We start from the raw sequence: 20,981 nt of genomic DNA, 5'->3' as shown, positions 1-20,981 counted from the left end.
GAAAGCGAAAATGGCAATTATGAAGGTGAATCTACTCAGGTCTTAGTTCTTCTATCTAATTACTATGCAGACAAAAAACTATTTGATGAAAATACAGATGGATATGGAAATATCTTGATTTTAAAGGATTCATCCATCATTTCTAAATTATCGGTTATCCCAGATTTATTAAAAAGGGGATCTAGTAGGTAACAATAATATCGAATATATCAAAGCACGCAATATTTGGATTTCTTCAGAGGTTGAGTTAGAGTCAGATATTGATGGGGATAAGTAGGATAATCTGCCAGTAGATATAAAAATACTAGAAAACAGGCTTGAAAAAGGCTCGTAAAGCTAGCCAGTTCTCTAAACGTTAATTCGTTGCTGGACAGCAGAATACAAACGAAAACACTTTGCATCTTGCAAGGTGTTTTTTTCTATGAGAACTGGCGGTGCGCAATTAGGATAGCTCTAGCGACTTTAGTCGCATAGAGATATGCTATGCACAGTTGCCCCAAGAAAACAAGCGAAGCGATGTTTGATTGGATGGCAACCACTGCACTCAAAACGTTCTTCGAAAGAATGACTATACTTACAAAGAGCACCTTTTTGGGGTGTTCTTTTTTAATCCTCAATAGAGAGTTCACCCCAAAATTCTCACCACTAGTCTTTGTCTTATACAATTTCTTCCTAGTATCAGTTTAGTATGATATAATTAAATACAAATAATATAAAGGAGTTATAAATGAAAATAGGAAAAGGCATCAATTGGATTTTGATTCTGTTAAGTTGCTTAATTGCTATAGTACTGATAAGTTTTATGTTCTTCTTTAATCATAAGAAGCAAGATACAGAAGCAGTAAGTACTACAAAAGAACAGGTTTCTACTACTAGTACGACAGCGACTAGTACAACAACCACTAGTTCAACGACTACTCAAGATAGTGTTGCGACTACTGAGGAAAAAATCTCGACACAAGAAGAGAAAACGAATGCTAAATCACAAAAAATAGATGAGCAAGCCATTCTAAATGGAGATTTCTCGACTCTAGTTGGAACTTGGAGAAATGGCCTTGGGCAAGAGTTTACATTCGATAAAAATGGACTAGTAAACAGTGGAAATATTGAAAAAGTGCGCATGGGTAGCCATGGAACGATTGAATTCAGCATTAGAGATGGTATCTCAGGCTATGGAATGAGTATTTATCCTGCTGGACTTATTATGGATGGGTTAGATACTGATTTAACTAAAAATAGGCTGATTGCTGGTCAAGCTGCCCCAACCAGATCAGAACAAGTCTTTTATAGAGTAGACTAAATGATTAACCATCTCATCAAATTTGAGGTGGTTTTCTTCTTTATTTGTAAGTCATGATCATTTTATGAAGATGAAGTAAACAGGGTTTAAAGTTGGATTTTCCCACTAGACATTCGTCTACTTTTTTTATATAATAAAACTAAACCAAAATGGTTGAATTTTAAAAATGGAATCAACCTAGGATGAAAGATAACGCTAGGAGGTAAAACATGTACCAACCAGAAAAACTCAAGGCTAGGAGAAAAGAGTTAAAGCTAACACAAAAAGAGATTGCAGAGCAGCTTGGCATTAGTTTTCAGGCTTATTCGGCTTGGGAGCGTGGAGTCAAGGAGCCTTCCGAAGAAAAAGTTAAACAGCTAGAAGAGATTTTAAAAGTACCAAAAGGCTATTTTACTCAAATCGAAATTGTCCGTCTCTATAATAGTCTTTCCAATAAAGGAAAAGAAAAGGTGATAGTCTATGCTCGCAACTTGGCTCAAGAAGAACAAGCCAAGAAGGTGACTGCTATTTCAGAAAAACTCTACGAGTATCATGTCTATGAACGCATGTCGGCTGGTATCGGTGCTTCGGTTTATGATGATCGAAACTTCGATACGGTTTATTTCAATGAAGAACTAGCTCACGATTTTGCTTCATGGGTGTCTGGAGATTCCATGGAACCCAAATATCAAAATGGTTCAGTAGCTTTGATTCGAGAAACCGGATTTGATTATGACGGTGCTGTCTATGCAGTGGTTTGCAATAACCAGACCTATATCAAACGAGTCTATCGAGAAGAGGATGGCTTGCGTCTGGTTTCCATCAATCCTAAATACAAGGATATTTACATCTCTTACGAAGAAGATCCGCGGATTGTAGGCATTATCGTGGGTAACTTTGTGCCAATGGAGGGATAGTCTATGGGCTACTTTGATTATTCCAGAGAGCCCAAAAGTGATATTGCCTTTGTCGATATGAAGTCCTTTTATGCCAGTGTTGAGTGTGTGGAAAGAGGACTCCATCCCCTCAAAACCTCCCTTTGTGTCATGAGCCGGGCGGATAATTCTGTTGGGCTTATTCTTGCCTCCTCGCCTATGTTTAAAAAGGTTTTTGGGAAAGCAAATGTCGGACGTGCCTATGACCTCCCCTTTGATATTAAGACGCGTAAATTTTCCTACTACAATGCCAAGAAACAAGGCTTACGGACAGACCCAGCCTATGTGAAATTTATCGAGGATTGGGCTCGGGTGACCGTCATTGTCCCTCCTCGGATGGATAAGTATATCGCAGTCAACATGGAAATTCAGCGCATTTTCCAGAATTATGGCAGTCCAGATGATATTTATCCTTATTCAATTGATGAAGGCTTTATTGACCTAACCAGTTCGCTTAATTATTTTGTCCCGGACCAGCAGATTTCTCGCAAAGATAAGCTAGATATGCTTTCGGCTCGTATCCAGAGAGATATCTGGCGGCAGACCGGGATTTATTCGACGGTCGGCATGTCGAATGCCAATCCCCTGCTTGCTAAGTTGGCCTTGGATAATGAAGCCAAGCACACACCGACCATGCGAGCCAATTGGTCTTACCAGGACGTGGAAGATAAGGTCTGGTCCATTTCAAAGATGACCGACTTTTGGGGGATTGGGCATCGGATGGAGAAGCGCTTGAATAGCTTGGAAATCTATTCGATTAAGGAATTAGCCAATAGCAATCCGGATTTCCTGAAGAAAGAACTTGGGCAAGCTGGACTTCGCTTGTGGTTTCATGCTAATGGAATTGATGAGAGTAATGTTCACAAGCCCTATAAAGCCAAATCTCACGGCTTAGGCAATTCGCAAATTTTACCGAGAGATTATGTCAAGCAGCGAGACATCGAAATTATCCTTCGAGAGATGGCTGAGCAGGTGGCTATCAGGCTTCGACGGGCTGGGAAAAAGACAACGGTCGTTTCTATACATCTTGGGTTTTCTAAGCAGGAACAAAAACGCTCCATCCATACCCAGATGAAGGTGGAGCCGACCAATAATACCAGTCTTTTAGTCAGTTATGTACTGAAATTATTCCATAGCAAATATACTTCTGGAGCTGTCAGGAGTGTAGCCGTTAGTTATTCAGGATTTGTGGACGAATCCTTTGGGTTGATTTCCCTTTTTGATGATGTTGATAAAGTAGAAAAAGAAGAAAGGCTCCAGACCGCCATTGATTCCATTCGAGAGCAATTCGGCTTTACTTCTCTCTTGAAGGCGACTGCCTTAGAGGATGCATCGAGAAGTATTGCCAGAAGTAAGCTGATCGGAGGGCACTCTGCTGGAGGATTAGATGGACTAAAATGATTGATCGCTCTTATTTGCCCTTCCAATCCGCGAGGGATTATCAGGATCCAGGCATGCAGAAGTGGATGGGCTTTTTTCTATCGGAGCATACCAGTTCACTCAGTGCAGAAAAAAATCGTGTTGATTTATCGACAGATTTGAATTCAGTCGAGAAGTTGTTGCTACTTTCTCAGCTCTACGTTGGACGACTAAAAGGCTCTTTTATGGTCAAGGAGAAAAATCATAAAAGCACGATAGTGGGTGAAGTAAGAGAATTATCTCCTCAAGAAATCTCTGTTAGAACGGATGAAGGCTATCGATTAATAAGGGTAGATGATATTCTTACAATCCAACTTTGTCAGGAGGAAGTTGATGACTAGAAAAGAGTTATATGAAAACAAATTGCAGATGGATTATTTTTCAGATGACTACATTCGTTTTGAGGAAGATTTCCAAAAATACTCTGCCATGAATGTACCCCTGACTTTCTTGATTGATGACATTCTACGAACCATGGCTATCAACCAAAAGGACTACTTTGTATTGAACAAGGAAAATGCCAAGGACGGTAGGGAACATCGGTTTTATTTTAGGGTAAAGATGTCCGAAAATAAAGCAGTTAGAGGTTTTAGCTATACTTTTTGTATCTAGAAAACGAAAAATCTTCATCTTTTACTGAAGATTTTTTATATTATATAATATTGAATAATATATATGATATAATAGGTTTGTAAAATTATATAAATTAACAAAAATGTCAGTTAATATGGAGGATTATTATGTTTGAACAAAATATAAAAAAATTAATCATTGTTTGTGATGATAATACAGTTGGCTATGCTAATTATTTGCGCCAACTTGTAAGCGCTAACGACGACGAAGATGATGTAATTGTGGGAACTAAAGATGATGCGATTAAAGTGAGTGTCTGGTTAGAACAAAACTATTTAGATAATATGTCTACAATTTCTTCTAATGAACATGTACTTTTTATTGGTGAAAATCAGGCAAGTAAGAATGAAATATCCAGTATGCATGTAAAATTTGACAAATATGGAATGAAATATGGTTGGTTAGGAAAACGTGGGATGATGATTATTTCAAAAACTATAGATAATCCGGAAGACTATAATGAATTTATTGAGCTTTGTCGAAATTATAAAACAGAATTTGAACTTATCGAATTTAAAAAATCTCTACCAGAACAAGCTATAGATGCTGCGGTAGGTGCTATGGGGGATATTCCTAATGTTATTTCGAATGTCGGGAATACACTATTTTCTTTCCTAGTAGGTTCGGCTCCAGCTATTGCAGCGGATGCAATCAATGCGGTTGCAGAAGCTACAAAATGGATTACCACAACAGAGGATCAGAGAAAAATTACTGACCAACAATTCCGAGCTTTGACTTTAATATTATATATGGATGGACTATCAGAATTCTTGGAGGCATAAAGAATGGAAGCCTTTAAAGAGGGATATGAATTCTTTGAGAAGAACGCAGGTAATTTTGCAGGACATGCTACCGGAATACATTATGTAAACGCTGTAGAATCAGAGATAAAGAAGCTGGTGAATAATCTAAATGACTTTGAAACAAGTGGTGCACGTATAGATACACTAAAGGGAGATGTTGCTGAGTTTTGGCATGCTGGGACTTTTAATATTAATGCAGCTATTAATTCTTCAAAAAACAGAGTACAAGTTGATCGTAGCCATGATTTTGGTTCTGCTGATATTACGGGAGTAAACTTCGATGCTAAGTTTGGTTTAAAATATTATAAAAACGGAGCATCCAGTGCAGAACAACAAGCTAAGAGTATTTTTCAACGTTTTAGCGAATATAAATCACAAGGTGGGAAAGAAAGTTTAGATTTATATTTGGAGAAGAGAGGATACTCAGCAGACACAATTTTGAGTGATCCAGTTTATACAGGGCAGTATAGAGTAATTCCATCAGATCAGCTAAAAGAAGCGACTATGTTTTTAGAGCGAAAAATAAGAGAAGAAGCTGTAAAGCGATCGGAGCAAGTTCATCGCTATGAAGAAACTCTAAAATTACTGAGTGATAAAGTTAAAGATAATAAGGGGAATGAATCGATTGCTTTGTCGGAACAGGAAGCACGTGAACTTGCAAGTTTGTCTAAGGAGGGTGGAGTAAATCCTGAGGGATTAAATTTTACAACCGAAGAGTTGATTAAGTTTACCAATATCTTAAGGCAGGCGTACAAAGCTGGCTTAACTGCAGCAACAATATCAATGGTGTTAAGAGTTGCTCCTGAAGTATTGAATGCCATAGCTTATCTAATTAAAAATGGAGAAATCGAAGAAGGTCAATTTAAAAAGATAGGATTTGCAGCGATTACAGGTGCAGGTGAAGGATTTGTAAGAGGTACAGTTTCAGCAGCAATTACAGCAAGTTGTAAGGCAGGATTATGTGGTAGTGCAATGAAATCTATTGATCCGTCAATTGTTGGAGCAGTAACTGTATTAGTGATGAATTCCATGAAAAATTCGTATCAAGTCACTACTGGAAACATGAGCAGAGCTGAGATGGTTAATGAATTAATCAAAGAAATGTTTGTAACAACATGTGCTTTATCTATGGGAGCTGCAAGTCAATCACTAATTTAAATTCCTGTGTTAGGATTCATGATTGGTAGTTTTGTAGGATCGATAGCTGGATCTGTAATTTACTCTTCAATATACAATCCAGTACTATCATTTTGTGTCGATTCAGGATTTACTCTATTTGGTTTAGTAGACCAAGATTACGAGTTGCCAGAAGAAGTATTAAAAGAAATAGGAATTGAAGTTTTTGAATATGAAAAGTTTGAATACGAACCGTTTGAATATGAGAAATTTGAATACGAGCGATTTGAGTATGAACAATTTGAGTATGAGAAACTTCATACGATATTCCTAAGACGAGGAGTAATTGGTGTAAATTGTGTAGGTTATATGTAACTCTATTTAACGTGATAAAAATCTTTAGAAAAACTTCTAGGAGGTAGCTTATGCTAGGTGCAGTTATTGGAGATATTATTGGTTCCCGATTTGAGGCGGATAATCATAAGAGTAAAGAGTTTGATTTGTTCACTCGTGATTCTTGTCCGACGGACGATAGTGTTATGACTTTGGCGGTTGCTAAAGCCTTATTGGCTAGTAGGGAAGACTGGAGTCAACTCTCGAAAAATGCAGTGAAATACATGCAAGAGATAGGGAGACAATATCCAAATTGTGGCTATGGCGGTCATTTTTTCTACTGGATCTTTTCAGATGATCCTCAACCCTATGGGAGTTATGGGAATGGATCTGCCATGAGAATTAGCCCTGTCGGTTTTGCGGCAGATAGTATAGAGCAGGCAAAGGCTTTGTCCCAAGCAGTGACAGAAGTGAGTCATGACCATCCTGAGGGACTAAAAGGTGCAGAAGCAGTTGCAGTAGCTATCTTCTTAGCTAGAACTGGTTCTAGCCACCATGAAATCAGAGACTACATCGATAAAAATTACTATCCGATGGACTTTACTCTGGACCAAATCCGTGAGGACTATAGCTTTGATGTGACTTGTCAAGGTTCGGTTCCTCAGGCCTTTCAAGCCTTTTTCGAGTCACAAGATTTTGAAGATGCTATCAGAAATGCTATTTCCATCGGAGGAGATAGCGACACCATCGCTGCCATCTGTGGAGGTCTTGCGCAAGCCTACTATGGAATTCCTGCTCCAATCAGAAATCAAGCTATGGCCTATCTGGATGATCGTTTAGTAGAGATAGTGGATACTTTTGAAAGTGCCTATCCCATCCACCCTAATAAATAATTGGCTACGAGGAGTGAGAAAAGATAAACTATGATATCTAGTGTTAGATAGGGTATGGATATCAGTTGATTAGCTATATTTCTAAGCCGTTCAAGAGTTATTTCTTGAATGGTTTTTTGTTTGCAGTTTAAAAGCAATTGAGCTATACCAATTTTTATTCTTGACAAGTTAAAGAAACAAGTATATACTGTTTTCACTGATTCTAAAAACAGAAAATCAGACTATACCAATTTCGATAAGGAGAAAGCACAGCTTGTCTGTGTCGTATATACTATGTGTGGAATTGTTGGTGTTGTTGGTAATACAAATGCAACTGATATTTTGATTCAAGGGCTTGAAAAGCTCGAATACCGTGGTTATGATTCGGCTGGAATTTTTGTTCTAGGTGGTGCTGAAAGCCATTTGGTCAAGGCTGTTGGTCGTATCGCAGAATTGTCTGCCAAGACAGCTGGGGTTGAGGGAACAACTGGTATCGGACATACTCGTTGGGCCACTCACGGAAAACCAACAGAAGATAACGCTCACCCACATCGCTCTGAGACAGGACGTTTTGTCTTGGTCCACAATGGGGTGATCGAAAACTATCTTGAAATCAAGGAAGAATACCTTGCAGGTCACCACTTTAAGGGACAAACGGATACAGAAATCGCTGTTCACTTGATTGGGAAATTTGTAGAAGAAGACGGCTTGTCAGTACTTGAAGCCTTCAAAAAAGCTCTTCACATCATCCGTGGTTCATATGCCTTTGCCTTGATCGACTCTGAAAATCCAGATGTCATCTATGTAGCTAAGAATAAATCACCTCTCTTGATTGGTCTTGGAGAAGGCTATAACATGGTCTGCTCAGACGCCATGGCCATGATTCGTGAGACCAACCAATACATGGAAATCCATGACCAAGAGTTGGTAATTGTGAAAGCTGATAGCGTTGAAGTTCAAGACTACGATGGCAATCGTCGTGAGCGTGCTAGCTACACTGCTGAACTTGACTTGTCAGATATCGGTAAAGGAACTTACCCTTACTACATGCTCAAGGAAATCGATGAGCAACCAACGGTGATGCGTAAGTTGATCCAAGCTTACACAGATGAGGCTGCTCAAGTAGTGGTAGACCCAGCTATCATCAAGGCTGTTCAAGACGCTGACCGCATTTACATTCTTGCAGCTGGAACTTCTTACCACGCAGGGTTTGCTTCTAAGAAGATGTTGGAAGAATTGACAGATACGCCAGTTGAACTCGGTATTTCATCTGAGTGGGGTTATGGGATGCCACTTCTCAGCAAGAAACCAATCTTCATCTTTATCAGTCAATCTGGTGAAACAGCTGATAGCCGTCAGGTTTTGGTTAAGGCCAATGAAATGAGTATTCCAAGCTTGACAGTGACAAACGTGCCAGGGTCAACTCTTTCTCGTGAAGCCAACCATACTATGTTGCTTCATGCAGGTCCTGAAATTGCCGTAGCTTCAACCAAGGCATATACAGCGCAAATCGCAGCCCTTGCCTTCCTTGCAAAAGCAGTTGGTGAAGCAAATGGCAATGAAAAAGCCAAAGCTTTCGATTTGGTTCATGAGTTGTCTATCGTGGCTCAGTCTATCGAATCAACCCTTTCAGAAAAAGAATTGATTGATAGTAAGGTTCGTGAGCTTCTTGAAACAACACGCAATGCCTTTTACATCGGACGTGGTCAAGATTACTATGTAGCCATGGAAGCCAGTCTCAAACTCAAAGAGATTTCTTACATCCAATGTGAAGGTTTTGCGGCTGGAGAACTCAAGCATGGAACCATTGCCTTGATTGAAGAGGGGACACCTGTTTTAGCCCTCTTGTCAGACCCAGTTCTTGCTAACCACACTCGTGGAAATATCCAAGAAGTGGCAGCGCGTGGCGCTAAGGTCCTCACAATTGCAGAAGAAAATGTTGCCAAAGATACAGACGATATCGTTCTTACGACCGTACACCCTTACCTCTCACCAGTCTCAATGGTCGTACCAACGCAACTAGTCGCTTACTTTGCAACCCTACATCGTGGACTTGATGTGGACAAACCACGTAACCTTGCTAAGTCTGTAACGGTAGAATAAGGAAGTCCTGTTACTGAATTCCAACATTTCTTGTCAACCTAGCAAAATCTTGTTATACTATAGAAAAGTAGTTAATAGTGAAGTATAAGGAGATTGGAGCGGAAATGAAAAAGGGGAAAATTTCATCTATCATAGGACTCTTGTTTGCAAGTTCGTTTTTGATTCGGACTGTAGTGATTCATCAAATGAGAGCTTCAAAGAAACAAGAGAGTGAAAAGATTGCTGCAGTTCAGGAATTTATCAAATCTCAAGAACAGGCTGAGGCAGAAAAGCAAAAGGATACTTTTAAGGGTATCCTTGGAAATGGATCAGGAACTTCTGAACCAAGACCTAGCTACGACAAAACCATATTTGTGAATCAACAATACGATATTGGTGTTCGAGACGGAGCCTATTATCTACTGACACTCAGTAGCAACAAAGAACTCTTGCTAGAAGGGGTCGATGACGCCTATGCCTTGGCTGTTAAGAATGAAGATAAAAACAAACAAGAAGTTGCTATGGTTGTTCATAAAGATGGAGCTTGGCATATTATAAATGGTGAAGGGGAAGTTACAACAACCCTTGACCGACAATATATAACAGCTCATACCAAGCTTGTGATTAAGAATAAGACTCTTGATTTTGAATAATGTGATTAGCTCATGATTCTTTAGAGAAAACATAGATTTACAAAAACCTCCTAGATATTTTCTAGGAGGTTTTTAAATTTATAAATCTTGCATAGAAATCTTATTGAGTTCATTAACAACTTGCAGAATAGATAGTCGACTGATATTGATGACAAGCATGTCTTCGAGACCTTTGATGTCGAAATTAGTGATGATAGCATCATAGTCGCTATCTAAGATTTCTTCAATATTAAGAGTTTCCTTATCCCAAGTTTCATACTGGATGTTGTTAGAAGTATGGAATTCGTAGAGAGATATCAAAAACTGTGGATGGGCAAAGTCATACTCACTTAGGACTAAGACTTTGACTTTCTTCTTATGTTCAAATAATTGATCTGTAAGACCCTCGGCGTGAGTAAAGAGGGTGTAGATCAGGTGAGAAAGGGCAGGTGTCTTCTCCTTTTGTCCCATAATGCTCTTATAACGCATCATTTCAAAGACAGTTGCCTCATAAAATTTGGGGAAGAATTTTTTAATCTTTCCAAGCGTGTAATCTTTATTTTGTGAAATGATTGATTCGGAGTTGATTTCTCTTCGCTCAAGCAAGGCAGTATTGTGTAAGTTCCAAATCAAGGTATCAGTATTTGAAAATTGAACACCAAATCTTCGAGTTAAGTTGTCTAGAATGTCTCGCGCAGCGTGGTAAGAACGATCAACTTGTTCGTAAGACTGACGGGCAGCTAGGAAATCTTCAACTGTAAAGAAGAGAGCAGGTTCTGCAAAGGGACTGAAAATCTGATTGAGGTTCTCTGGTGTAATTTCAACATTGAGCCCTTGGGCCAAGTCTTGTAACTGACTCTGAAAGTCAGAGAGTTGATCGTAGATAGGGCTCAACCAGGAAGTGGTTTGTTTTGGGAAACGAACAAAATAACCTCTCTTCATTCGGTGCAAATCGACTGTAGCCTGAGTTCTGATTTGGTAGAGGTTTTGATATTTTGCAGGGAATTTTGCCAAATTGATAAAGAAGGAAACAAAGCTATCAATGTCTGCTTCTTTGATTTCTGTGAAGGGCCATTCTAAAAAGCTATATGCTTCATGGAAATATTGGGAGAAGAAAAATCGAATATCTTTTTCATCACCAATAATAGAGATAGGGGTTACCTTGAGCTTGAAGCGGTAGGTTCCGTCAAGAATCTTATTGATGTCCGCAACCTTCTTACGCAAAGAAGGAAGGGAAATATCCAAAGATTCGGCAAGATGTTCATAGGTAAAGGGGCTGTTCAAGAGGAAGAAAGCTTTTAAAATTTGGAAATAATCAGATGTCTGTAAAAAATATTGGTAGATTCGCTCAATACCATTATTTTGTACATTCACCATCATAATTCCTGCAGTTGAGTGTCTGATATCAAAGTCTGGGAAGACTTCGCGTAAATCCTTGATATCACTCTTGATGATGCGAGCATTGTAGCCGATGATCTTAGATAAATCATCTAGGTAAATCCAGTCAGGATTTTCAAACAAATATTCTAAAACCTTTAATTGCCTTTGCTCTTTTTGGCTGAGTAATTCTCTCATTATAAATAAACTCCCGAAGTAATGTTAGAATAATTAGAAAAGAAGATAACCGAAGATTATCAGAATTCTAGCATAAAAGAAAGCCACCCCTTAAGAGAGATTCGAAATCTATCGAGGAGGGGTGATGCTTGATATGAAGTTCTTACGAGTCTTCAATCTACTTACGATATAAACGATCGTATTGGTAGTATGGATCAAAGGTTACGTTAATTCCCAATTTACGGAGAACGTTCTTGTCTTCATCTGTTAAGATAATCGTAGAATGAGCTTCGCTACCTTTGAGATTTCCGAGTTCTTTCATAGCACGGTCTGCATCAGGATTCTGCATAGCTGTGATTGCCAGAGCGATAAGAATCTCATTAGAATGAAGACGTGGATTACGACTACCTAAGTGATTGATTTTCAAACCTTGGATTGGTTTCACCACTTCTGGTTCAATCAATTTTGTTTCGGCATCGATGTTCGCTGACTTCTTGATAGCATTGATCACGGCAGCGGCTGTCGGACCAAAGAGTTCTGAATTCTTACCAGTGACGATTTCACCAGAAGGTAACTCAAGTGCTAGAGCAGGTCCATCTGTTTCTTCAGCTTTTTGTCGAGCGGCAACAGCAACCTTACGGTCAGCTGGCGTGATGCCGAGATCATTCATGAGAAGTTCGATTTTCTTGACAGCAGACTCAGCAACTTTTTCAGCCTTGAAGTCGAGAACTGTTTGGTAGTAGCGACGGATAATCTCTTGTTTCGATGCTTCGATTGCAGCGTCGTTATCAGTGATTGCAAAACCAACCATATTTACACCCATGTCAGTTGGAGATGCATAAGGAGATTCACCCAAGATACGTTCGAGCATACGCTTGAGAACAGGGAAAATTTCGATATCACGATTGTAGTTAACGGTAGTTTCTCCATAAGTTTGGAGATGGAATGGGTCAATCATATTGACATCGTCAAGGTCTGCTGTAGCAGCCTCATAAGCCAGGTTAACTGGATGATGGAGAGGTATATTCCAAACTGGGAAGGTTTCAAACTTAGCATAACCAGATTTGATACCATTCAGTTGGTCGTGGTACATGTTGGACATACAAGTTGCCAACTTACCTGAACCAGGTCCAGGAGCAGTCACGACAATTAAATTGCGACTCGTTTTGATATAGTCGTTTTTCCCCATACCTTCAGGTGAGATAATATGGTCCATATCTGTCGGATAACCCTTGATTGGGTAGTGGAGATAAGAGTCAATCCCATTTTTTGCCAATTGATTACGGAAGGTATCTGCAGCAGGTTGGCCGGCGTATTGTGTGATAACGACAGAGCCGACAAAGATACCAAGTTCGTTGAATTTGTCAATCAAACGAAGCACTTCTTGGTCGTAAGAAATACCCAAGTCACCACGAGCCTTTGAGTGCTCGATATTGCTAGCGTTAATGGCAATAACAACCTCGACTTGTTCTTTCAACTCTTGCAAGAGTTTGATTTTGTTATCCGGCTCATATCCAGGAAGGACACGGGCAGCGTGGAAGTCCTCCAACATCTTGCCTCCAAACTCCAAGTAGAGTTTGCCGTCAAACTGGTTAATACGCTCCAAAATATGGTCGCGTTGTAAATTTAGATATTTTTCAGAACTAAAAGCTTGTTTTTTCATTTTTTTACCTCTATTTTCTATTATATAAAAAAAATAGAAGATAAGAAACTACAGAGTAATAAAAGTAAGAAAAAAGATAAAGCAAACGCTTGCACAAACGATTAAAAAAGTCTATGATGGAGTAAAGTGAATTTAAAAGAGGTGAAAAGATGCAAGAAAAATGGTGGCATAATGCAGTTGTCTATCAAGTCTACCCTAAAAGCTTCAAGGATAGTAATGGAGATGGGATTGGTGATTTGCCTGGAATTACTAGCAAGTTAGACTATCTAGCTAAGCTTGGGATTACAGCAATTTGGCTTTCTCCAGTTTATGACAGTCCAATGGATGATAATGGCTATGATATTGCCAACTACCAAGACATCGCTTCTATCTTTGGAACCATGGAAGACATGGACCAGCTGATTGCTGAAGCCAAAAAAAGAGATATTCGAATCATCATGGACTTGGTTGTCAATCATACATCCGATGAGCATGCTTGGTTTATTGAAGCGCGTGAAAATCCTCAAAGTCCCGAGCGTGACTACTATATCTGGCGTGATGAACCTAACGAATTGGAATCAATTTTCAGTGGTTCTGCCTGGCAATATGATGAAAAATCTGGTCAATACTATCTACACTTTTTCAGTAAGAAACAACCAGACCTCAATTGGGAAAACGAAGAGCTCCGTCATAAAATCTATGAAATGATGAATTTCTGGATTGATAAAGGGATTGGTGGATTCCGTATGGACGTTATTGACATGATTGGGAAAATTCCTGATCAGAAGATTGTCAACAATGGTCCTATGCTCCATCCCTATCTCAAGGAAATGAATCAGGCTACTTTCGGCGACAAAGAGCTCTTGACAGTAGGGGAGACTTGGGGAGCAAATCCAGAAGAAGCCAAGAAATATTCGAATCCAGAAGGTCAAGAACTGTCTATGGTCTTCCAATTTGAACATATCTGTCTTCAGTATCAGGAAGGACAACCTAAGTGGCACTACCAAAAAGAGCTAAATGTAGGGAAATTAAAAGAGATTTTCAACAAATGGCAGACAGAATTAGGAGTTGAGGATGGCTGGAATTCCCTCTTCTGGAACAACCATGACCTCCCTCGAATCGTCTCTATCTGGGGAAATGACCGAGAATACCGCGAAAAATCGGCTAAAGCGTATGCAATCTTGCTTCATCTTATGAGAGGAACACCTTATATTTATCAAGGCGAAGAAATCGGCATGACCAATTTCCCGTTTGAAACACTGGACCAAGTAGAAGATATTGAATCTATCAACTATGCCAAAGAAGCGCTAGAACAAGGTGTACCGCTAGAGCAAATCATGGATAGCATTCGTGTGATTGGGCGTGACAATGCGCGTACCCCAATGCAGTGGGATACTACAGACTACGCTGGCTTTTCAAGCTCGAAACCATGGTTAGGAGTCAATCCAAACTATGCGAAGATTAATGTAGAAGAGGCTTTAGCAAATCCAGATTCCATCTTCTATACTTATCAAAAATTAGTCCAGATTCGCAAAGAAAACAGCTGGCTAGTTCAAGCTGACTTTGAATTATTAGAAACGGCTGAGAAAGTCTTTGCCTATATTCGCAAGGACGGGGAACGTCGCTTCCTAGTAGTAGCTAACCTCTCAAATCAAGAACAAGAATTTCACTTTAATGGGGTTCTCAAATCAATCTTAGTTGCTAACACCGAGATTCAAGAAAATCTCGAGCAACTAACACTAGCTCCTTGGGATGCATTCTGTATCGAATTGGCCAATTAAACCTAAAAAACTCAAGTATCCAAGATGCTTGAGTTTTTTCTAAAATAAGTGTAGAAATTTCTTAAAAAAATATTATTTTGAATTTTCTAAAAAATTGCATGAAAACCCTTGCTTTTATAAAAAAATAGGGTATAATGGTGAAAAATAGTATTTTAAAGGAGAATACCGATGAAATCGAAAAAGTGGCTTGCAGTAGTAGGGATAACGATGAGTGCAGCTCTTCTTTTGGCAGCTTGTGGCAAGACTGAGAAAAAAGCAGACGATCCAACAACATTTTCATACGTATATGCCATCGATCCATCAACATTGGACTATAGCGTTACTAGTAAAAGTTCAACATCGGACGTCATTGCTAACTTGGTCGACGGACTCTTGGAAAATGACAAATACGGAAACTTGATTCCATCTCTTGCTGAAGACTGGTCGGTTTCACAAGACGGTTTGACCTATACTTACAAACTACGTAAAGGTGTCAAATGGTATACTTCTGAAGGTGAAGAGTATGCCGAGGTCAAGGCTCAAGACTTTGTGACTGGTTTGAAACATGCTGCTGATGGTAAGTCAGATGGCTTAAGTCTGATCCAAGATTCTATCAAAGGTTTAGCAGAATATGTCAGTGGTGAAAGCAATGACTTCTCAACAGTTGGAGTTAAAGCAATTGACGACTACACTGTTCAATACACCTTGAACCAGCCAGAAAGCTTCTGGAATTCTAAGGTAACAACAGCGACTATGCTCCCTGTTAATGAAGAATTTCTGAATTCTCAAGGTAAAGATTATGGTGCAGCAACACCTTCAGGTATTCTCTATAATGGACCATATATTTTGAAGAACTTCACTTCAAAATCAGTGATCGAGTACGAAAAAAATCCAAATTATTGGGATAAAGACAATGTTAAGATTGACCACGTTAAACTTACTTTCTACGATGGATCTGACCAAGAATCATTGATTCGTAGTTTCTCATCAGGAGCCTATACAACAGCTCGTCTCTTCCCAACAAGTTCAAACTTTGATTCAACTAAGCAAGAATACGGGGATAAGATTGTCTATAGTCCGCAAGAAGCGACCAGCTATTACTTTACTTTCAACGTGAATCGTCAGTCTTACAATAAAACAGCAAAGACAGATGAAGCACAAAAGACTTCTACAAAAGAAGCGCTTCTTAATAAAAACTTCCGCCAAGCCATCAACTTTGCTCTTGACCGTCATTCTTATTCTGCTCAGATGAATGGTGAAGAAGGAGCGGACAAGATTATCCGTACCAGTCTTGTACCGTATGACTATGTTCAGGTCGGTGAAAAGACCTTCGGTGAATTGGCTCAAGAGCAACTGGTAACATACGGAGACCAGTGGAAAGATGTAGCTTTGACAGATGGTAAAGATACCCTTTATAATCCAACAAAAGCAAAAGCTGCCTTTGAAAAAGCAAAATCAGAATTGCAAGCCAAAGGTGTAACCTTCCCAATCCATTTGGATATTCCAGTTGAACAGACAGATGTCATTGCTGTTCAACAAACCAACTCCCTCAAACAATCTGTCGAAGCAGCGCTTGGAACTGAAAATGTTGTCATCGATGTGCTTCAAATGACAGATAATGAGAAAATGAGTATTACTTCTCAAGCTAAGGTTCCTTCTCAAAAAGACTATGACTTGAACGGAACTGGTTGGGGACCAGACTATCAAGATCCAGCTACCTATCTAAATATCTTGGATGCTAAGAAGGGTTCTGCCCTTAAACACTTGGGTATCACAAAAGGTAAAGATCCAGAAGTCATGGCTCAAGTTGGACTTGATGAGTACAAGAAACTCTTGGATGATGCAGCATCAGAAACAACCGACCTTAACAAACGCTATGAAAAATATGCTAAAGCACAGGCTTGGGTATCTGATAGTTCACTTCTCATTCCTGTAGCATCTTCAGGAGGTTCTCCGACCGTGAGTCGTACAGTACCATTCTCGAAAGCCTACTCTCAAGTTGGTATCAAGGGAGATCCGTTTGTATTTAAAGGTTTAGAGTTGCAAAATGATATTGTAACCACTAAAGAATACGAAGAAGCTCTTAAGAAATGGCAAAAAGAGAAACTTGAAACAAACGCTAAATATCAAAAAGAGTTAGCCAACCACGTTAAATAATCTTAAACAATGATGAAAGAAATCCTGATTTTATGCGGGATTTCTTTCTTTTTTTCATATAATGACGAGAGGGCAAATAATTAAATAACTTTACTTTTAGGGTGAAATTTGATAAAATAGACTTATGTCATAAAACCTAACATTTAAGGAGAAAATGAATCATGAAACTCAAAAAACGACTGATTGGAGCGGGGCTGACGCTTGCCGCGGCGGTCTTATTGACAGCGTGTGGGAAGTCAGCATCAGATGTTAAAACCTACTCGTCAACATTTGGTGCCGACCCGACAACCTTCAACTACCTGTTGGACTACTCTGGTGACAATACTAATGTTATTACCAACTTGGTAGATGGTTTGCTTGAAAATGACAATTATGGAAATCTCATTCCTGCTCTTGCAGAAGATTGGAGTGTTTCAAAAGATGGTTTGACTTACACTTATAAACTTCGTCAAGATGCAAAATGGTTCACTGCTGACGGGGAAGAGTATGCCCCAATTAAAGCACAAGATTTCGTCACAGGTATCAAGTATGCAGCTGATAACAAGAGTCAAGCTCTCGATTTGATTCAAAACTCAATCAAGGGATTAGATGATTATGTGACAGGCGCAAATACTGACTTTTCAAATGTTGGTGTGAAAGCTGTAGATGATTATACTGTCCAATACACTTTGACACGTCCAGAACCATTCTGGAACTCTAAAACAACCAATAGTATCCTCTTTCCAGTCAATGAAGAGTTCTTGACTTCTAAAGGTAAAGAATTTGGAGAATTAAAACCAGATGGCATTCTCTATAGTGGTCCTTATTTGTTAAAAGATTTCACATCAAAATCATCACTTGAGTACATGAAGAACCCTCATTACTATGACCAAGAAAAAGTGACGATTGAAAGAGTTAAGTTGGCTTATGTTGATGGTTCTGACCAAGATATGACGATCCGTAATTTCGAAAGCGGAGCCTACTCGTCTGCTGGTGTTTACCCAAATAGTTCAAACTTTGCTAAGACAAAGGAAAAATACAAGGACAACATCGTCTATAGCTTGCAGGATGCGACTTCTTGGTACTATAATTTTAACGTTAATCGCCAAACATACAATCATACAGCTAAGACTAGCGATGAGCAAAAACAAGCTACCCAAGCTGCTATTTTAAATAAAAATTTCCGTCAAGCAATCAACTTTGCCATTGACCGTACAGCTTATTCGGCTCAGTCCAATGGAGAAGAAGCAGCTAAAAACACTCTTCGTAACACACTTGTGCCACCAACTTTCGTGCAAGTAGGTGACAAGACTTTCGGTGAGACAGTTTCATCTAAGTTGGTAAACTACGGTACGCAGTGGTCAAATATGAATCTCGAAGACGCTCAAGACGGCTACTTCAATAAAGAAAAAGCACAAGCTCAGTTTGCAGAGGCTAAAAAAGAACTAGAAGCACAAGGTGTGACATTCCCGATTCATTTGGACTTGCCTGTAGACCAAGTTAACAAAACCTTGCTTCCGAAGATTCATTCGCTTAAACAATCGGTCGAATCAACTCTTGGGGCAGAAAATGTAGTGATTGATGTCGTTCAAATTTCAACAGAAGACTATGCTAATGCGACATTCCAAGCGCCAACCACAGCTGATCATGACTATGACTTGAACTTGGATGGTTGGTCTGCGGACTACCAAGATCCATCGACTTATCTCAATCCTTTCAATGCTGAGGATGGATTCTATCTCAAGATTTTAGGACTTGATCCAAGCAAGGATACTGATAAGATTAGAAGTATCGGATTGGACCAATATACTCAAAAATTGAAAGCGGCAGATGCAGAAAATACAGACGTAGCCAAACGTTATGAAAATTATGCAGACGCACAAGCTTGGCTGATTGATAGTTCGCTATTGCTCCCTGTAAATTCAAACGGTGGTGGAGCTTCAGTAACACGTGTTACACCATTTACACGAGCTTACTCACTTGTCGGAATCAAAGGTACTGGAAGTAACTACAAGTACATGAAATTGCAAACCGATGTCGTAACAACTGCTCAATTTGATGAAGCTAAAGCCAAATGGGAACAAGAACGTAAAAACTCAGTCGAAAAGAGTCAAAAAGAATTCGAAAATCACGTTAAATAATTAAAAAATAGAGCTTTTTAAGAGCTCTATTTTTATTTTAGTTGTTTTTTGAAAACATAAAATGTAGTAAAAACGCTAATAAATATACACTAACTAAATACATTTTCAAAATAAAACGTTTCCTTGACTAATGTAGATAGCCTTTAGAGGTACTTTGTGATATAATTAAATTAAAATGTTTTGAAGAGGTGTTCCATGAAAAGTAGACGCATAAAAAAAAGTAAATCTAGTAAATTTCAGCAGAGTTTAAACATAGGTTTGTTGCTAATCTATGCTGTTCTAGCTTCTTTTTTATTGTTTTTGATTTTTAAATATCAGATTTTAGCGGTCAGCTATTTTAATATTATCTTGGCAGTAGTTTTAGTGCTCATAGCATTATTATCCCTCTTGTTGATCGTTAAGCGCAAAGCCAAGGTGTTCACCTTGATAGTCCTATTGCTCTCGGTTTTATTTAGCTCTGTAGCTTTAGTAGCTGTAAATCGATTTGTTGGACTCGCCAATCAATTTAATGCAACTTCAAATTATTCAAGCTACTCTATGAGTGTTGCAGTACTTGCAGATAGTGAGATCGATAACGTTTCTCAACTTTCTAGTGTAACTGCTCCAACAGGAACAGATGCTGAGAATATTCAAAAATTGATAGATGACATTAAAACAACTCAAAGCAAGGAATTGACAGTTGAGGAAGCTTCTTCTTACCTGGCGGCCTATAAGAGCTTGTTAGATGGAGAAACCAAAGCAATTGTTTTAAACGGTGTTTATGAAAATCTGATTGAGCAGGAATATCCCGACCACGCTAAGAAAATCAAGAAAATCTATACCAAGGACTTGACTAAGAAAGTGGAGGCGCCTAAGGTAGCCACAGGAAATTCTTTCAACGTCTACATCAGCGGGATTGATACCTATGGTCCTATCAGTTCTGTTTCGCGCTCAGATGTCAATATCATCATGACAGTGAATCAAGATACTAAGAAGATTCTCTTGACGACAACTCCTCGAGATGCCTATGTCCCTATTGCAGATGGTGGAAACAACCAAAACGATAAGTTGACGCATGCTGGTATCTATGGCGTAGATGCTTCTATCCATACCTTAGAAAATCTTTATGGTATCGACTTGAACTATTATGCTCGACTTAATTTCACCTCTTTCTTGAAGTTGATTGACCTTCTTGGAGGCGTTGACGTATATAATGACCAAGAGTTTACTGCTCATACAAACGGCAAGCACTACCCGGTTGGAAATATTCACCTTGATTCAGAAATGGCTTTAGGTTTTGTCCGTGAACGTTACTCTTTGACAAATGGTGATGGAGATCGCGGTCGTAACCAACAAAAAGTCATTACAGCCATTATTCAGAAGATGACTTCGGCAGAAGCCTTGAAAAATTACGATGCCATCATTCAAGGTTTGCAGGATTCAGTTCAGACCAATATGCCACCAGAAACAATGGTAAGTCTTGTCAATACTCAGTTGGCAAGCGGAGGGAAATATACAGTAACCAATCAAGATCTGAAAGGAACTGGTCGTATGGGTCTTCCGTCTTACGCTATGCCAGATAGCAATCTGTACATGTTAGAAATCGACCCAACTAGCTTGGAAGCTGTTAAAACGGCTATTAAAGATACCATGGAAGGAAAATAA

The 20,981-nt window shown here is 39.1% G+C and carries 17 protein-coding genes and 1 pseudogene; 16 read left to right on the top strand and 2 right to left on the bottom strand.

Annotation, left to right across the window (positions count from 1 at the left end; genetic code table 11):
* From AB2B47_RS03010 to AB2B47_RS02955, 12 genes and pseudogenes are all read left to right on the top strand, one after another.
* Window positions 1–274: pseudogene (locus AB2B47_RS03010) on the top strand (diacylglycerol/lipid kinase family protein); the annotation flags it as partial.
* A 528-nt stretch (window positions 275–802) separates the two neighbouring features.
* On the top strand, window positions 803–1,300 hold the full coding sequence (locus tag AB2B47_RS03005) for a DUF6287 domain-containing protein (protein WP_320693601.1): 498 nt from the start codon (window positions 803–805) through the stop codon (window positions 1,298–1,300).
* Window positions 1,301–1,509: 209 nt separating this feature from the next.
* On the top strand, window positions 1,510–2,196 hold the full coding sequence (locus AB2B47_RS03000) for a helix-turn-helix domain-containing protein (RefSeq protein WP_036756106.1): 687 nt from the start codon (window positions 1,510–1,512) through the stop codon (window positions 2,194–2,196).
* 3 nt (window positions 2,197–2,199) lie between these two features.
* Window positions 2,200–3,615 (top strand): Y-family DNA polymerase, encoded by a 1,416-nt coding sequence (locus AB2B47_RS02995; protein WP_036756102.1) that lies wholly within the window; start codon window positions 2,200–2,202, stop codon window positions 3,613–3,615.
* Complete coding sequence (locus AB2B47_RS02990) at window positions 3,612–3,974, top strand: hypothetical protein (RefSeq protein ID WP_320693600.1); 363 nt, start codon at window positions 3,612–3,614, stop codon at window positions 3,972–3,974. Before AB2B47_RS02995 ends, AB2B47_RS02990 begins: the two co-directional genes overlap by 4 nt.
* The gene (locus AB2B47_RS02985; protein ID WP_006152976.1) at window positions 3,967–4,245 is read left to right on the top strand and encodes a DUF5960 family protein; all 279 of its coding nucleotides are present in this window, start codon (window positions 3,967–3,969) and stop codon (window positions 4,243–4,245) included. The genes AB2B47_RS02990 and AB2B47_RS02985 overlap by 8 nt, the downstream gene beginning before the upstream one ends.
* Before the next feature lie 128 nt (window positions 4,246–4,373).
* Window positions 4,374–5,048 carry a hypothetical protein gene (locus AB2B47_RS02980; protein WP_075231905.1) on the top strand — a complete coding sequence of 225 codons (675 nt, stop codon included), beginning with the start codon at window positions 4,374–4,376 and terminating at the stop codon, window positions 5,046–5,048.
* A 3-nt stretch (window positions 5,049–5,051) separates the two neighbouring features.
* Window positions 5,052–6,227, top strand: coding sequence for a hypothetical protein (locus tag AB2B47_RS02975; RefSeq protein ID WP_320693599.1), 1,176 nt, complete (start codon window positions 5,052–5,054; stop codon window positions 6,225–6,227).
* Between the two features lie 18 nt (window positions 6,228–6,245).
* Complete coding sequence (locus AB2B47_RS02970; protein ID WP_320693598.1) at window positions 6,246–6,560, top strand: hypothetical protein; 315 nt, start codon at window positions 6,246–6,248, stop codon at window positions 6,558–6,560.
* A 50-nt stretch (window positions 6,561–6,610) separates the two neighbouring features.
* Window positions 6,611–7,411, top strand: a complete 801-nt coding sequence (locus AB2B47_RS02965) for an ADP-ribosylglycohydrolase family protein (RefSeq protein WP_320693597.1) — start codon at window positions 6,611–6,613, stop codon at window positions 7,409–7,411.
* A gap of 273 nt (window positions 7,412–7,684) precedes the next feature.
* Window positions 7,685–9,493: a glutamine--fructose-6-phosphate transaminase (isomerizing) gene (gene glmS / locus AB2B47_RS02960; protein WP_320693596.1), complete on the top strand. Its 1,809-nt coding sequence runs from the start codon at window positions 7,685–7,687 to the stop codon at window positions 9,491–9,493.
* Window positions 9,494–9,597: 104 nt separating this feature from the next.
* Window positions 9,598–10,125, top strand: a complete 528-nt coding sequence (locus AB2B47_RS02955; RefSeq protein WP_320693595.1) for a hypothetical protein — start codon at window positions 9,598–9,600, stop codon at window positions 10,123–10,125.
* Window positions 10,126–10,203: 78 nt separating this feature from the next.
* Here the strand turns inward: AB2B47_RS02955 and AB2B47_RS02950 are convergent, their stop codons facing one another.
* Together AB2B47_RS02950 and AB2B47_RS02945 are read right to left on the bottom strand one after the other, a co-directional pair.
* Complete coding sequence (locus tag AB2B47_RS02950) at window positions 10,204–11,679, bottom strand: M protein trans-acting positive regulator PRD domain-containing protein (RefSeq protein ID WP_036756088.1); 1,476 nt, start codon at window positions 11,677–11,679, stop codon at window positions 10,204–10,206.
* A 157-nt stretch (window positions 11,680–11,836) separates the two neighbouring features.
* The gene (locus AB2B47_RS02945) at window positions 11,837–13,321 is read right to left on the bottom strand and encodes a DUF1846 domain-containing protein (RefSeq protein WP_320693594.1); all 1,485 of its coding nucleotides are present in this window, start codon (window positions 13,319–13,321) and stop codon (window positions 11,837–11,839) included.
* 149 nt (window positions 13,322–13,470) lie between these two features.
* Between AB2B47_RS02945 and AB2B47_RS02940 the strand changes: the two genes are divergently transcribed.
* The 4 genes from AB2B47_RS02940 (at window position 13,471) to cpsA (ending at window position 20,981) form a co-directional block, all read left to right on the top strand.
* Window positions 13,471–15,081 carry a glycoside hydrolase family 13 protein gene (locus AB2B47_RS02940; protein WP_320693593.1) on the top strand — a complete coding sequence of 537 codons (1,611 nt, stop codon included), beginning with the start codon at window positions 13,471–13,473 and terminating at the stop codon, window positions 15,079–15,081.
* 168 nt (window positions 15,082–15,249) lie between these two features.
* The gene (locus AB2B47_RS02935; RefSeq protein WP_320693592.1) at window positions 15,250–17,217 is read left to right on the top strand and encodes a peptide ABC transporter substrate-binding protein; all 1,968 of its coding nucleotides are present in this window, start codon (window positions 15,250–15,252) and stop codon (window positions 17,215–17,217) included.
* A 161-nt stretch (window positions 17,218–17,378) separates the two neighbouring features.
* The gene (locus AB2B47_RS02930; RefSeq protein WP_320693591.1) at window positions 17,379–19,337 is read left to right on the top strand and encodes a peptide ABC transporter substrate-binding protein; all 1,959 of its coding nucleotides are present in this window, start codon (window positions 17,379–17,381) and stop codon (window positions 19,335–19,337) included.
* Between the two features lie 195 nt (window positions 19,338–19,532).
* Window positions 19,533–20,981 (top strand): LCP family glycopolymer transferase CpsA, encoded by a 1,449-nt coding sequence (cpsA, locus tag AB2B47_RS02925; protein ID WP_320693590.1) that lies wholly within the window; start codon window positions 19,533–19,535, stop codon window positions 20,979–20,981.

Source organism: Streptococcus wuxiensis, assembly GCF_040888245.1.
In the GTDB taxonomy this organism is placed as follows: domain Bacteria; phylum Bacillota; class Bacilli; order Lactobacillales; family Streptococcaceae; genus Streptococcus; species Streptococcus wuxiensis.
The sequence above is the reverse complement of the archived record's forward strand: the minus strand, read 5'-3'. Positions and strand labels throughout refer to the sequence as shown.